This is a genomic window from Nocardia sp. FDAARGOS_372 (assembly GCF_002554515.1).
Taxonomy (GTDB): domain Bacteria; phylum Actinomycetota; class Actinomycetes; order Mycobacteriales; family Mycobacteriaceae; genus Nocardia; species Nocardia farcinica.
This window is the reverse complement of record NZ_PDDW01000001.1, coordinates 4225223-4239143: the sequence shown is the minus strand read 5'-3', so window position 1 is coordinate 4239143 and position 13921 is coordinate 4225223. Positions and strand designations below refer to the sequence as shown.

Sequence of the window (13921 nt, the reverse complement as noted above, 5' to 3'; positions counted from 1 at the left end):
GGCACCGACCGACCAAGGAAGTGGAGTCAGAGATGTCGACCACCGGCACCCCGAAGACCGCTGAGGAGATCCAGAAGGATTGGGACACCAACCCTCGCTGGAAGGGCGTCACCCGTAACTACACCGCCGAGCAGGTGGTTGCGCTTCAGGGCAACGTCGTCGAGGAGCACACCCTCGCCCGTCGCGGCTCGGAGATCCTGTGGGACCTCGTCAACAACGAGGACTACATCAACTCGCTGGGCGCCCTCACCGGCAACCAGGCCGTGCAGCAGGTCCGCGCCGGCCTGAAGGCCATCTACCTGTCCGGCTGGCAGGTCGCCGGTGACGCGAACCTCTCGGGTCACACCTACCCCGACCAGTCGCTGTACCCGGCCAACTCGGTTCCGGCCGTGGTCCGCCGCATCAACAACGCGCTGCTGCGCGCCGACGAGATCGCCAAGATCGAGGGCGACACCTCCGTCGAGAACTGGCTGGCCCCGATCGTGGCCGACGGTGAGGCGGGCTTCGGTGGCGCGCTCAACGTCTACGAGCTGCAGAAGGCCATGATCGCCGCCGGTGTCGCCGGCTCGCACTGGGAAGACCAGCTGGCCTCGGAGAAGAAGTGCGGCCACCTGGGCGGCAAGGTGCTCATCCCCACCCAGCAGCACATCCGCACCCTGACCTCCGCGCGTCTGGCCGCCGACGTGGCCGGTGTGCCGACCGTCGTCATCGCCCGCACCGATGCCGAGGCCGCCACCCTGATCACCTCCGACGTGGACGAGCGCGACCGCCCGTTCATCACCGGTGAGCGCACCTCCGAGGGCTTTTACCAGGTCAAGAACGGCATCGAGCCCTGCATCGCCCGCGCCAAGGCCTACGCGCCCTACGCGGACCTGATCTGGATGGAGACCGGCACCCCGGACCTCGAGCTGGCCAAGAAGTTCTCCGAGGCCGTGCGCAGCGAGTTCCCGGACCAGCTGCTGGCCTACAACTGCTCGCCGTCGTTCAACTGGTCGGCGCACCTGGACGACAGCACCATCGCCAAGTTCCAGAAGGAGCTGGGCGCGATGGGCTTCAAGTTCCAGTTCATCACCCTGGCGGGCTTCCACTCGCTCAACTACGGCATGTTCGACCTGGCCTACGGCTACGCCCGCGAGGGCATGACCGCCTTCGTCGACCTGCAGAACCGCGAGTTCAAGGCCGCCGAGGAGCGTGGCTTCACCGCCATCAAGCACCAGCGCGAGGTCGGCGCGGGCTACTTCGACGCCATCGCCACCACCGTCGACCCGAACACCTCGACGGCCGCGCTGAAGGGCTCCACCGAAGAGGGTCAGTTCCACTGAGCCGAAACGGCCGGTGACTACCGGGTTTTCCGCTAGTCCCCTACGCCGGTAGGGGTGTACCGCCCTCCCTCGCTGAACAGCCCCGGCGAGGGAGGGCATCCCTATACCTTGGACCAGAACCAGCCACCGCAAGCCAGACCAGAACAGCAGGAGCGGGACGTGAGCAGCGAGAAGATTCAGCGCGTCGGAGTCATCGGCGCCGGACAGATGGGCGCCGGAATCGCGGAAGTGTGCGCGCGTGCACACGTCGACGTGCTCGTCTACGAACAGACCAGGGAACTGGCCGCCGCAGGCCGCGCCCGCATCCTGCGTTCGCTGGATCGTGGCGTCAGCAGCGGCAAGATCACCGAGCGCGAGCGCGAGCAGGCCGCCTGGCGGCTGCGCTTCACCTCCGATCTCGGCGATTTCGCCGACCGCCAGCTGGTGGTCGAGGCCGTGCTGGAGAACGAGGAGGTCAAGACCTCGATCTTCGCCGAGCTGGACAAGGTCGTCACCGACCCGAACGCGGTGCTGGCCTCCAACACCTCCTCCATTCCGATCATGAAGATCGCCGTCGCCACCGCCAATCCCGAGCGCGTGGTCGGCATGCACTTCTTCAACCCGGTGCCGGTGCTGCCGCTGGTCGAGCTGGTGACCACGCTCAAGACCAGCGAAGCGGTGTCCGCGCGGGCCGAGGCGTTCGCCGGTGACGTGCTGGGCAAGCAGGTCGTGCGCTCGGCCGACCGCTCCGGGTTCGTGGTCAACGCGCTGCTGGTGCCCTACCTGCTCTCGGCGATCCGGATGGTCGAATCCGGTTTCGCCACCAAGGAAGACGTCGACAAGGCGATGGTGCTCGGCTGCGCCCACCCGATGGGCCCGCTCGCGCTGACCGACCTGGTCGGCCTCGACACCGTCAAGTCCATCGCCGACTCCATGTACGCCGAGTTCAAGGAACCGCTGTACTCGGCCCCGCCGCTGCTGATGCGCATGGTCGAGGCGGGCCTGCTCGGCAAGAAGACCGGCGCGGGCTTCTACCAGTACAACAAGTAACCACCTTCCGGTCCCCGGGGTTGCGCACACCCCGTTACTGCACGGCGCGGTAGCGGGGTGTTTCGCACCGGTGCTTCGCGGTGCTCCCCGCGGCGGCCGACATAAGCTGCAAAGACGAGAGCGCAGCGCTGCGCGCGGCCGCCCGGCGGCGGGCACGCAGCCGATCGAAAGGGAGTTCCCGCGCATGGTCAACGTCACCGAGGGCTACGGGTCGAGCATTCTGGGCTACCCCAGGATCGGGCCGCACCGGGAACTCAAGCGCGCGCTCGAGTCCTACTGGCGCGGGTCGCTCTCGCGGGAGGAACTGCTCGAGGTCGGCCGCGACATCCAGGAGCGCCAGTTCAACGAGCTGGCCGCCACCGGCCTGACCCAGGTGCCCGGCAACACCTTCTCCTTCTACGACCACGTCCTGGACAACGCGCTGATGTTCGGCGCGGTGCCCAAGCGCTTCCAGCCCTACCAGGACGTGATGGATCCGCTGGACTTCTACTTCCTGATGGCGCGCGGGCGGCCGGACCTGCCCCCGCTCGAGCTGGTGCGCTACATCAACACCAACTACCACTACCGCCAGCCCGAGCTCGCGCCCGACACCGAGTTCTCGCTGCACCCCGAGGCGCTGCTCGACGAATTCGACCGCGCGATGGCGCAGGGCATCGAACTGCGCCCGGTCGTGCTCGGACCCGCTTCGCTGCTGCTGCTGTCCAAGGCCGGTGACCAGCCGGGCGAGGCCGAGTTCGACACGCTGAGCCTGCTCGACAAGCTGCTGCCGGTGTACGAGGAACTGTTCGAGATCCTCGCCAAGCGCGGCGCCACCTGCGTGCAGCTCGACGAGCCCGCCTACACCAGCGAGCGCAGCGAGGCCGAGCTGGCCGCCTTCGAGCGCGCCTACCAGCGGCTGTCCAAGGCGCCGCTGCGTCCCCGCATCCTGGTCACCGGCCAGTACGGCGATTTCGGCGAGGCGCTGACCATCCTGGCGGGCACCGGCGTCGAGGCGATCGGCCTCGACCTGGCCAGCCACCGCATCGACCCCGACGAGCTGGCCAAGGTGCCCGGCATCCGCCGCAAGCGGCTGTACGCGGGCGTGATCAGCGGCCGCAACGTCTGGCGCGCCGACCGGTACGTGACGCTCGAATACCTCAACGAACTCGCCAAGGTCTGCCCGGACCTGGTGGTCTCCACCGGCTGCACGCTGCTGCACGTGCCCTACGACCTGCTCGTCGAGTACGACCTCGAGGGCAACGTCGCCGACCGGCTCGCCTTCGCCAAACAGAAGGTGGGCGAGGTGGTCTCGCTGGCCAAGGCGCTCACCGAGGGGCCGTCGGACAAGTGGCGCAAGCGTCCGCGCGAGGTGCACTTCAAGCAGAAGCACGCGGTGCGCCAGCGGGTGTACTCCATCACCCCGGACATGCGCTCGCGCGAGCCCTACGCCGAGCGGCGCGCCGCCCAGCAGGCCAGGCTGAACCTGCCGCCGGTGCCCGCCACCACGCTGGGCTCGTTCCCGCAGACCGGCAAGATCCGCCAGGCCCGCTACGACCTCGACCAGGGACGGCTGTCCTACGAGGAGTACCGCAAGCGGATCGAAGCCGAGATCGAGGCCACCATCCGGTTGCAGGAGGACATCGGCCTGGACGTGCTGGTGCACGGCGAGCACGAGCGCAACGACATGGTGCAGTACTTCGCCGAACTGCTCGACGGCTTCGCCACCACCCACTTCGGCTGGGTGCAGGTGTACGGCTCGCGGTGTGTGCGGCCGCCGATCATCTACGGTGACGTCTCGCGCCCGGCGCCGATGTCGGTCGACTGGATCACCTACGCCCAGTCGCTGACCGACAAGCCGGTCAAGGGCATCGTCACCGGACCGGTCACCATGATCGCGCGCTCGTTCGTGCGCCAGGACCAGCCGCTCTACGAGACCGCCGACCAGGTGGCGCTGGCCATCCGTGACGAGGTGGTGGATCTGGAGAAGGCCGGCATCGCGATCATCCAGGTCGACGAGCCCGCCATCCGCGAGATGCTGCCGCTGCGCGCCGAGGGCCGCGCCGAGTACCTGCGCTGGGCGGTCGGCGCGTTCCGGCTGGCCACCTCCGGCGTGCGCCCGGACACCCAGATCCACACGCACATCGGCTATTCCGGGCGCACCGAGGTGGTGGACGCGATCGAGGAACTCGACGCCGACGTCACCGCGATCGTGGCCACCCGCTCCATCGAGTGGGTGCTCAAGGCGCTCAAGGAGGACGCCGCGGGCGGCCACGGCCTCAGCCACGGCGTCGGTCCCGGCGTCTACGAGAGCCGCTCGGCCCGCATCCCCGACATCGACGAACTCGACGAGCTGCTCTCCGCCGCCGCCGAAGCCGTCACCCCGGAACGCCTGTGGGCCAACCCCGACGGTGGTCTCAAGACCCGCCACTACTGGCAGCTCGAGCCCTCCCTGCGCAACATGGTCGCCGCCGCCCGCCGCATCCGCAGGCGGGTGCAGGCCACGGACTGATTCCGCAGACGCTCCGGCGAGCGGGCCGTCTCTCCACGGAGAGGCGGCCCGCTCGTCGCGTCAGGGGGAGGTGCGGCCGGGGGAGTCGGTGCCGGTGAAGCGGATGGTCAACTGGCGGGCCCAGTTCCGCGGCTTCTTCGGGCGTGGGGCGGGTGGGGGCGGGGTGGTGTCGAGGTCGGTGCGGACTTCGTATCGGCGGACGTAGGCGCCGGCGAAGGCCTGGACGGTGGCGGTGACGGGGATGGCGAGCAGGGCGCCGGTGGCGCCGAGCAGGGCGGCACCGGCGAGTACCGCGCCGAACGCCACGGCGGGGTGCATGTCCAGGGTGGTGGCGGTGATGCGCGGTTGCAGCACGTAGTTCTCGAATTGCTGGTAGAGGACGATGAATCCGAGCAACCACAGCGCCGAGCCCGGATCGTGGACGAGGGCCACGACGATCGGGATCGCACCGGCGAGATAGGTGCCGACGGTCGGAATGAACTGCGACACCACGCCGACCCACAGCGCCAGCGCCAGCGCCGAGGGCACCCCGAGCACCCGCAACGCGGCGTAGTGGGCGATCGCCGAGCACAGCGCGAGCAGGCCGCGCGAGTAGATGTAGCCGCCGGTCTTCTCCACGGCGATGTCCCAGGCCCGCAGCACGTGCACCTGCCTGCGCAGCGGCAGCAGCGAGCAGACCGCGTTGCGGAAGCGCGGCCCGTCGGCGGCGAAGTAGAAGGTGAACAGCAGCACGCCGAGTGCCTGGAACAGCGCGCCGACCGCGGCCGTGCCGATGCCCCAGGCGTTTCCGGCGAAGCCGACGAGGTAGCCCTCGAGCTTGTCGCTCCATTCGGTGGCGTACTTCTCGATGTCCTCCCCCGAGAGCTGGGTGCGGAAGGTCCGGTTGATCCAGTCGACCACCTGGTCGGCGTAGTCGGGTGCGTTCTGCACCAGCGTGGTCACCTGATCGACCAGCAGCGCGCCGAGCGCGCCGAAGAACGCGACGACGACCGCCACCAGGCCCAGGAACACCAGCCCGGTCGCGGGCCCGCGCCGCATGCCGCGCGCGGCCAGCCAGTTCACCGCCGGCTCGATCGCGAAGGCCAGGAACAGCGAGATCATCAGCACGGTGAGCAGCCCTTGCAGGCGCTGCAACACCCAGAAGCCGAGCACCAGCCCGCTGACGGTCGCCGCCGCGAGCAGGAAGGCCCGCAGCAGCCACGGCGGCGGTCCCGCGCTCAATTCGGCGGTCACCACCGCTTCCTGCGGTGCGGGGGCGTTCTCCTCGGTCGATTCGTCGTCGGCGGCCACAGCACCAACGTAGCGACGCGGCCGCGCCCCCGCTCACACCGCGCCGCGGCTACATGGTGGCGGCGTCGATCACGAAGCGGTACCGCACGTCGCTGGCGACCACCCGGTCGTAGGCGTTGTCGATCTCGTCGGCGGAGATGAGCTCGATCTCGGCGCCGATGCCGTGCTCGGCGCAGAAGTTCAGCATCTCCTGGGTCTGGGCGATGCCGCCGATCATCGAACCGGCCAGTGAGCGGCGGTAATTGGCGAGGGTGAAAGGCCGCACGCTGAGCGGGTTCTCGGGCAGGCCGAGGATCACCAGGGTGCCGTCCAGGCGCAGCAGGCGCATGTAGCTGTCGACGGGCAGGTCGGCCGAGACGGTGTTGATGATCAGGTCGAACCGGTTGCGCAGATCGCGGAAGGTCTGCTTGTCGCCGGTGGCGTAGTAGTGGTGCGCGCCGAAGCGCTTGCCGTCCTCCTGCTTGCTCAGCGAATGGCTGAGCACGGTGACCTCGGCGCCCATCGCGGCGGCCAGCTTCACCCCGATGTGGCCGAGCCCGCCCATCCCGACGATGGCGACGCGCTTGCCCGGCCCGGCCTGCCAGTGCCGCAGCGGCGAGAACAGCGTCACGCCCGCGCACAGCAGCGGCGCCGCGACGTCGAGGCCGATGCCCTCGGGGATGCGGACCACGAAGTTCTCGGTGACGACGACCTGGGTGGAGTAGCCGCCCAGGGTGTGCCCGCCGGGCTGCACCTCCTCGGGCACCGGGGTGTTGTAGGTCATGGTGGCGCCGCGCAGGCAGTACTGCTCCTCGTCGGCCAGGCACGGCGGGCACTGACCGCACGAGTCGACCATGCAGCCGACACCCACCCGGTCGCCGGGCCGGTATTTCGTGACCGCCGAGCCGACCGCGGCGACGAGGCCCGCGATCTCGTGGCCGGGCACGCACGGGTAGCGGGTGCCACCCCACTCGTCACGGGCGGTGTGGATGTCGGAGTGGCAGATGCCCGCGTACTTCACATCGATCAGCACGTCGTGCGGCCCGAGCTCCCTCCGGGCGATGGTGACCTTCTCGAAGGATCCGTCGGCGGCGGACACGGCATAGGCGGCGGCAGCGGTGCTCATGAATACATGCCTACCGTCGCATGCGCCGGATTGCCAACCGATCGCCGTCCCCGGCCGCCACAATGGGATTCGTCACGGCCGTCGGGCCAGGTGAGGGTGGAGGGCGCATGCAGGACGAACCGCGCGGCAGCGGCGGCCGATGGTCCGCGCTGCTGGTGGCGGCCGTGCTCGCCCTGGCCGGGTTCCTCGGTTTCCGCGGTGAGCTGCCCGGATGGCCGTTCGGAGACACCGGGACCACGGCCGCGCCGACGGTCCGGCCGCCGAATCCGCCGCTCGACCAGGCTGCCGTCGCGGCCGAGGTGACGCCGGCGCTGGTGAACATCAGCACCCGGACCCGCCCGCTCGGCCAGGGCGCGGCCGGGACCGGCATCGTGCTGACCGCCGACGGGCAGGTGCTCACCAGCCATCACGTGGTGAAAGGCGCCGAGCAGGTCGTGGTCACCACGCAGGCGACCGGCGCCGAGTATCGCGCGACCGTGCTCGGCTACGACTCGACCGCCGACATCGCCCTGCTGTCGCTGCCGGGGGCGAACGGCCTGCCGACCGCCCGGCTGGGCAGTTCGTCGAGCGTGCGGGTGCGTGACGAGGTGCTGGCCCTGGGTAACGCCGGTGGCACCGGCGGCCCGCCGACCGCGACACCCGGCCTGGTCACCGCGCTCAACAGCACCATCGTGGCGCTCAACGCCGCGGATCTGTCGCGGAAGGCGTTGCGCGGGATGGTGGAGGTGGCCGCCCCGGTCAGCTCCGGGCAGTCCGGGGGCGCACTGGTCGACTGGCAGGGCGCGGTGGTCGGCGTCGTCACCGCGTCGTCGGGGGAGGCGGCGGCCGAACTGGAACGGCCGAACGGCTACGCGGTGCCCATCGACACCGCCATGCGGGTGGTGCGCCAGATCCGGTCCGGCATCCCCACCGACACCGTGCACATCGGCCCGACCGCGACCCTCGGCGTGCTCATCTCCGACGCCAGCCCCAGTGGCGCCCGCATCGACGTGGCCCTCTACGGCCTGCCCGCCTACGCCGCCGGTCTCGCCGACGGCGAGGTGATCGTCTCGATCGACGGCCGCCCGATCGGCTCGGCCCGAGTGCTGCGCACGGCCATCGACCGGCGCAGGCCGGGGGAGACCGTGCGCCTCGGCGTGCTCGGCGCCGACGGGGTGGAGCGCACGGTCACCGTGGAACTGGGCCTCGGCACGCCGAACTGAGCCTCACACCAGGCTCAGCCAGTAGTCCTGGAAGCGCAGGAACACCAGCAGCAGGACCACCGCGTAGAACAGGGCGACCAGGGTCCACCGCCATTCGGCCAGCACGCCGAGGGGGCCGCTCGCGCGGCCCCAGAGCTGGTCGGTGACGACGGCGAGCAGCGGGGTGATCACCGCCCAGACCACCATGCAGTACGGGCACAGCGCGTTGATCCGGTAGAGGCTCTGGAAGATCAGCCAGCACACGAAGACGGTGCCGAGCACCGCGCCCAGCCACAGCCCGCCCCAGATCCAGCGCGGCAGCGCGACCCCGGCGACCGCGAGCACGGCCAGCGTCACCACCACGGAGAAGCCCGCGATGCCCATCAGCGGGTTGGGGAAGCCGAACACCGCCGCCTGATCGGTGACCATCACCGAACCGCAGGACAGCACCGGGTTGAGGCTGCACGAGGGCCGGTAGTCGGGATCGAGGAACAGCTTGTACCGCTCGACGGTGAGGGTCACCGACGCGATCCAGCCCGCGAGGCCGCAGACCAGCAGCAGCCACGCGGACCTGGGCGGAGCCGCGATCACCGGCCCGCGGCCGCCGCGGCGATGGCCTGCTCGAGGCCGTTGGGCTGCACCTGCTGGCCGTTGACGAAGACCGTCGGGGTGGACTGCACGCCCTCACCGAACACGGCCTGGGTCTTCGACGTCACGTACTTGGCGTAGGTGCGGTCCTGGATGCAGCCCGCGACGGCGTCGGTGTAGCCGACCTCGCGGGCGATCTCGATCAGTTGGTCGTCGGTGTGACCGGCGCCGCCCTCGGCGGGCTGCTGGGCGAACATGGTCTTCAGCCAGGTCTGGAACTTGGCCGGGTCCTGCTCGGCCACGCAGTAGGCGGCGTTGGCGGCGCGGCTCGAGTACTCGTTGGTCGAGGCGCGGTCCAGGAAGGAGATCACGTTGTACTCCACGGCGGCGGTGCCGTTGTTCACCGCGTCCTCGAGCAGCTGCCCGTAGGTCGCTTCGAAGTTCTTGCACGCCGGGCACTGCAGGTCGGCCACCACCCGCACGGTGACGGTGGCGTCGGGCTTGCCGATGCGCACCGCGCCGCTGTCGGTGATCGAGCCGGTGACCGCGGCGCCGGTCTGGGCGGCGATGGCCGGTGTCGGGCCGGGATCGTCGCGCTCGGCCTTCTTGACCGCGATGCCGATGCCGATGGCGGCGACGAGGCCGATCAGCACGGCCGCCACGCCCGCCTGGATCGCGATCTTGCGCTTGCGGTCGGCGCGTTCCGCCTCCAGCAGCGGATTCCTCCGGCCCGGATTGTTGCTCACCGTGCGTTCACCACGCCTTTCCCTCGCCTGACGGTTCGACCTGCCGCCCCGATGGTAGTGGCGCGGGTGGGCGCCGGGCGGCCGGGCACGGCGCCCATCATCGCGGGTCAACCTGAGAGTTTCCGAAAATGTGGCGTCCGGCTCAGCGGACGCGTGCGCCGTCGAGCACCAGGCCGACGGCTTCGCGCGGCCAGGTCGCCGGGATTTCGCCGCCGAGGTGGGTCACTTGCAGGTGCACCAGGCCGCCGAGCGCGAGCATGATCAGTCGCGGGTCGGCGGTCGCGGCGAGTTCGCCCCGGGCGATGCCGCGCCGGACGATCTCCTCCGACGCCGAGAGCCGGCGCACCCAGAACTCCCGCCTGGCTTCGGCGACCTCGGGGTCGGCGCCGACGATGGCGGTGCCGCGGATCAGTGCGGCGCCCGACGGGGTCTCGGCGAAGCGGATCAGGTCGGCGAGGAAGGCTTCCAGGTCGGCGCGGGCGGAGCCGCTGTCGGCGATCGGGATCTCCGTGTCGATGCGCGAGAGCAGCGCGTCGAGCAGCAGTTTGGGCAGGGTTTTCCAGCGGCGGTAGATCGAGGTCTCGTGCACGCCCGCGTCGGCGGCGACATCGGCGACCCGCACCTGCTCGATACCGGCGGATTCGATGCGCGCCAGCGTCGCGTCGAGGACGGCGCGGCGCAGCCGCGCGCCGCGGAGCTGGGGGGTGGAGGACGTCATGCCTCAATTATCGCAAGACCTCTTGCGTTATTGCCCAGGGGGTTCTAGCGTGAAGGGGCATCGCAAGTCGACTTGCGTTAGAGGCGGGAGTGGCATGGACAACGTGGTCGAAGCGCCCTCGGGAGGCTGGCGCGGCGTCGTCGCGGACGGCGTGCGGACGTTCCGGGGCATCAGGTACGCGCGGGCCGAACGGTTCGCCGCACCGGAGCCGGAGCCCGCGCACGACGGCGTGATCGACGCGAGCACCCGCGGGCCGAGCGCGCCCCAGCTGCCCTCCCGGCTGGAAGCGGTGATGGGTGCGCCCGCGCCGTTCGAGCAGTCCGAGGACTGCCTGCGGCTGACCGTCACCGCGCCGGTGCAGCCGCCGCCCGGTGGGTCCGCGGTGCTGGTCTGGCTGCACGGCGGCGCCTACCTCTCCGGCGGCGGCGAATGGAATCTCTACGACGCCGACCGGCTGGTGCGGGAGACGGGCATCGTCGTCGTCTCGGTGTCCTACCGGCTCGGTGTGCTGGGCTGGCTGCGCGCGGCGGGTGTGTCCGAGGGCAATCTCGGCCTGCTCGACCAGCTCGCCGCGCTGGGGTGGGTGCGCGAGAACATCCGCGCGTTCGGCGGCGACCCCGCGCGGGTCACCGTGGCGGGCCAGTCGGCGGGCGGTCAATGCGTGGCGGCGATGGTCGGTATGCCGCGGGCGCGCGGTCTGTTCGCGCAGGCGATCGTGCAGAGCGCGCCCTTCGGTATCGGATTCCACGACGCCGCCGCGGCCGAGCGTGCCGCCGCCGTGTTCCTGGCCGAACTCGGCACCGATCCGCGCAGCGCACCGGTGCCGGAACTGCTTGCCGCCCAAGCCCGCACCGCGATCCGCCGGGCCGGACCGGGCGGCCTGAACGCCGCGCCGCCGTTCCTGCCCGTCGAGGAGACCGACGTCCTGCCGGGGCGCGCGCAATGGGCGGCCGCGGTGCGCGCCGCCCCCGTCCCGGCCCTGGTGGGCTGCACGGCCGCGGAGATGCGCGCGTTCTTCGGCGGGCCGCACCCGGTGTTCGGGCGGGTCCGGCGGATACCGGTCGCCGGACCGCGCGTGGTGACGCTGGCCGAACGGGTGGTCGGCCGAAAGGCCTTCGAGGACGGTGTGTTCCGCTTCGCCGACCTGCTCACCGACGCAGGTGCGGTGGCGCGCTGCTACCGCGTCGGCGCACTGCATCCCGGCAGCCCGCTCGGTGCCTGCCACTGCATCGAACTGCCCCTGCTGTTCGGCGACCCCGACGACTGGCGTGCTGCCCCGATGGTGCGCCCGACGACCCCGGCCGAGCTCGACGAGCTGGGTGCCCGTACCCGGCGCAGCTGGGGCGAATTCGTGCGCACCGGCGCCGTCGCCGACTGGCCGGCCCACCGGCACGGATCACGTGCCGTTCGACAGCTCCCCTGAGCGAAGGCAGAAAGGAACCGGCCGTGAACCGACGGCATGCGGACGTGATCGGCGGCGGTATCGGCGGGCTCAGCGCGGCGACCGCACTGGCCCTGGCGGGCTGGCGGGTCCGGTTGCACGAACGGCAGCCCGCCATTCGCGCCGTCGGCGCGGGAATCTACGTGTGGGACAACGGGTTGTCCGCCCTGGCGGCCATCGACGCCTACGACGAGGCCACCGCGGGCGCGCACATCGGTCCGGCGGTGGAGGCCCGCTCCCGCAGCGGCCGCACCCTCTACCGGATCGACATCAACGGTCCCGGCGGGCCCCGCTGCTACACCCTGCTGCGCGACCGGCTGATCGCCGCGCTGGTGCGGGCCGCCGAACGGGCGGGCGTGGACCTGATCACCGAATCCCGCGCCGTCGCCGCCGCACCCGACGGCACCGTCACCTTCGACGACGGCCGCACCAGCACCGCGGACCTGGTCGTGGCCGCCGACGGCGTGCACTCCCGGCTGCGTGACGGGCTCGGCCTGACCCACCGCCGGGTGCGCATGCGCCAGGGCGCGGCCCGGCTCATGGTGCCCGCCGGGGACTACCTGCCCGCCGACGACCTGCCCAAGCACCTGGAGTACTTCCAGGGCCGACGCCGGCTGCTCTACACCCCCTGCACCCCCGAGCACGTCTACCTGGCGCTCGTCTCCGACGCCGACGACCCCGCCACCACCGGCACCCGCCTCGACCTCGCGTCCTGGCGGCGCAGCTTCCCCGGACTGGGGGACCTGCTGGACAGCACCGACGGCATCCCGATCCGCTGGGACACCTTCGAGTTCATCCGCCTGCGGTCGTGGTCGTGCGGGCGGGTGGCGTTCCTCGGCGACGCGGCGCACGCCCAGCCGCCCTACCTCGGACAGGGCGGCGGCACCGCGATGACCAACGCCGTCTCCCTCGCCGCCACCCTCGCCCGGCCCGGCCTCGACCTCCCCGCGGCGCTGACCATCTGGGAACGCGAGCAGCGTCCCGGCGTGGAACGCACCCAGCGCACCTCCTACCGGATGCGCCTGCTCAACACCGTGCCCGACGCGGTGCGCGACCCGCTGATGGGGCTGCTCGGCCGCACCTCCGGCTTCGCCGACACCCAGTTGGCCGCCACCCGCCTGCGTCCGGCCTCGTCCTGACGCATCCCGAGAAACAGGAGAACACCATGCTCAACACCTATCGGATCAACGACGTCGAGATCGGCTTCGACGATCAGGGATATGCCCCGGATCGTCCGGCCATCGTGCTGCTGCCCGGCTGGGGCCACGACCACCGCGCCTTCGACCGCATGCTGCCGCATCTGCGCCCGCACCACCGGGTGATCCGAGTGTGCTGGCGCGGCCACGGCATCGACCGCACCCTCGTCGGCGATTTCGGTGTCGCCGAACAGGTCTCCGACACCATCGGCCTGCTCGACGCTCTGGAGGTCGAGCGTTTCGTGCCGCTCTCACACGCGCACGGCGGGTGGGCGGCCATGGACATCGCCGACACCCTCGGCGCCGACCGCGTGCCCGCGCTGCTGCTGATGGACCTGATCATGACCCCGCCGCCGCCGGAATTCGCCGCCGGCCTGCGCGCGCTGCAGGACGAGCGGACCTGGCGGGCCGCCCAGCGCGGCCTGCTCGACAGCTGGCTGGCAGGCAGCACCGACCAGGCCGTGCTCGACCACGTGCGCTACGAGGCCGGCGGTCACGGCTTCGACATGTGGGCCCGCTCCGGCCGCGTCATCGAAACCGCCTACGCCACCTGGGGTTCCCCGATGGGCCGGCTGGACAAGTTCACCGAACCGCGCCCCGTCCGCCACGTCTACTCCCACCCCGAGTCGGCCGAGTACGACGCCGTGCACGCCGAATTCCGCCGCACCCACCCCTGGTTCAGCTACACCCGCCTCGACGGCCACACCCACTTCCCGGGCATCGAACTCCCCGAGCGCGTCACCACCGAACTGTTCGACCTCATCGGCACCCAGACACCCGCGACCTGACCGGCCGCTGACTCGTGCCGGTCCACCGC

General features: G+C 71.0%; 12 protein-coding genes. 7 read left to right on the top strand and 5 right to left on the bottom strand.

The window, feature by feature from the left end; translation table 11 throughout:
* Positions 1-32 precede the first annotated feature (32 nt).
* From aceA to metE, 3 genes are all read left to right on the top strand, one after another.
* Entirely contained in the window at positions 33-1322 is a 1290-nt protein-coding gene (gene aceA, locus CRM89_RS19985; protein ID WP_011211764.1) for an isocitrate lyase, read from the top strand.
* A 159-nt stretch (positions 1323-1481) separates the two neighbouring features.
* Positions 1482-2351 carry a 3-hydroxybutyryl-CoA dehydrogenase gene (locus CRM89_RS19980; RefSeq protein ID WP_011211763.1) on the top strand — a complete coding sequence of 290 codons (870 nt, stop codon included), beginning with the start codon at positions 1482-1484 and terminating at the stop codon, positions 2349-2351.
* Between the two features lie 184 nt (positions 2352-2535).
* Entirely contained in the window at positions 2536-4839 is a 2304-nt protein-coding gene (metE, locus tag CRM89_RS19975) for a 5-methyltetrahydropteroyltriglutamate--homocysteine S-methyltransferase (RefSeq protein WP_086841350.1), read from the top strand.
* A 60-nt stretch (positions 4840-4899) separates the two neighbouring features.
* Here metE and CRM89_RS19970 read toward each other — a convergent pair whose 3' ends face one another.
* Both CRM89_RS19970 and CRM89_RS19965 read right to left on the bottom strand, forming a co-directional pair.
* Complete coding sequence (locus CRM89_RS19970) at positions 4900-6129, bottom strand: AI-2E family transporter (RefSeq protein ID WP_229434795.1); 1230 nt, start codon at positions 6127-6129, stop codon at positions 4900-4902.
* Between the two features lie 49 nt (positions 6130-6178).
* Complete coding sequence (locus CRM89_RS19965; protein ID WP_098085543.1) at positions 6179-7234, bottom strand: NAD(P)-dependent alcohol dehydrogenase; 1056 nt, start codon at positions 7232-7234, stop codon at positions 6179-6181.
* A 107-nt stretch (positions 7235-7341) separates the two neighbouring features.
* On the opposite strand from CRM89_RS19965, the gene CRM89_RS19960 reads away from it, so the two are divergent.
* Complete coding sequence (locus tag CRM89_RS19960; protein ID WP_098085541.1) at positions 7342-8436, top strand: S1C family serine protease; 1095 nt, start codon at positions 7342-7344, stop codon at positions 8434-8436.
* Positions 8437-8439: 3 nt separating this feature from the next.
* On the opposite strand, the gene CRM89_RS19955 is transcribed toward CRM89_RS19960, so the two are convergent.
* From CRM89_RS19955 to CRM89_RS19945, 3 genes are all read right to left on the bottom strand, one after another.
* Entirely contained in the window at positions 8440-9006 is a 567-nt protein-coding gene (locus CRM89_RS19955) for a vitamin K epoxide reductase family protein (protein ID WP_011211758.1), read from the bottom strand.
* Complete coding sequence (locus CRM89_RS19950; protein WP_098085538.1) at positions 9003-9749, bottom strand: thioredoxin domain-containing protein; 747 nt, start codon at positions 9747-9749, stop codon at positions 9003-9005. Before CRM89_RS19950 ends, CRM89_RS19955 begins: the two co-directional genes overlap by 4 nt.
* A 142-nt stretch (positions 9750-9891) precedes the next feature.
* Positions 9892-10467, bottom strand: coding sequence for a TetR-like C-terminal domain-containing protein (locus CRM89_RS19945; protein ID WP_011211756.1), 576 nt, complete (start codon positions 10465-10467; stop codon positions 9892-9894).
* A gap of 94 nt (positions 10468-10561) precedes the next feature.
* Between CRM89_RS19945 and CRM89_RS19940 the strand changes: the two genes are divergently transcribed.
* From CRM89_RS19940 to CRM89_RS19930, 3 genes are read left to right on the top strand one after another with little or no spacing between them, the layout of a single operon-like run.
* Complete coding sequence (locus tag CRM89_RS19940) at positions 10562-11890, top strand: carboxylesterase family protein (protein ID WP_098085536.1); 1329 nt, start codon at positions 10562-10564, stop codon at positions 11888-11890.
* A gap of 23 nt (positions 11891-11913) precedes the next feature.
* Positions 11914-13047: an NAD(P)/FAD-dependent oxidoreductase gene (locus tag CRM89_RS19935; RefSeq protein WP_086842710.1), complete on the top strand. Its 1134-nt coding sequence runs from the start codon at positions 11914-11916 to the stop codon at positions 13045-13047.
* A 26-nt stretch (positions 13048-13073) separates the two neighbouring features.
* Positions 13074-13892, top strand: a complete 819-nt coding sequence (locus CRM89_RS19930; protein ID WP_086842713.1) for an alpha/beta fold hydrolase — start codon at positions 13074-13076, stop codon at positions 13890-13892.
* The last annotated feature ends 29 nt before the right edge of the window (positions 13893-13921 follow it).

Bases quoted from the DNA above. Each gene is read 5' to 3' on its own strand.
- aceA (WP_011211764.1), top strand. From the start codon at position 33: ATGTCGACCACCGGCACCCCGAAGACCGCTGAGGAGATCCAGAAGGAT.
- metE (WP_086841350.1), top strand. From the start codon at position 2,536: ATGGTCAACGTCACCGAGGGCTACGGGTCGAGCATTCTGGGCTACCCC.
- CRM89_RS19965 (WP_098085543.1), bottom strand. From the start codon at position 7,234: ATGAGCACCGCTGCCGCCGCCTATGCCGTGTCCGCCGCCGACGGATCC.
- CRM89_RS19960 (WP_098085541.1), top strand. From the start codon at position 7,342: ATGCAGGACGAACCGCGCGGCAGCGGCGGCCGATGGTCCGCGCTGCTG.
- CRM89_RS19945 (WP_011211756.1), bottom strand. From the start codon at position 10,467: ATGACGTCCTCCACCCCCCAGCTCCGCGGCGCGCGGCTGCGCCGCGCC.
- CRM89_RS19940 (WP_098085536.1), top strand. From the start codon at position 10,562: ATGGACAACGTGGTCGAAGCGCCCTCGGGAGGCTGGCGCGGCGTCGTC.
- CRM89_RS19930 (WP_086842713.1), top strand. From the start codon at position 13,074: ATGCTCAACACCTATCGGATCAACGACGTCGAGATCGGCTTCGACGAT.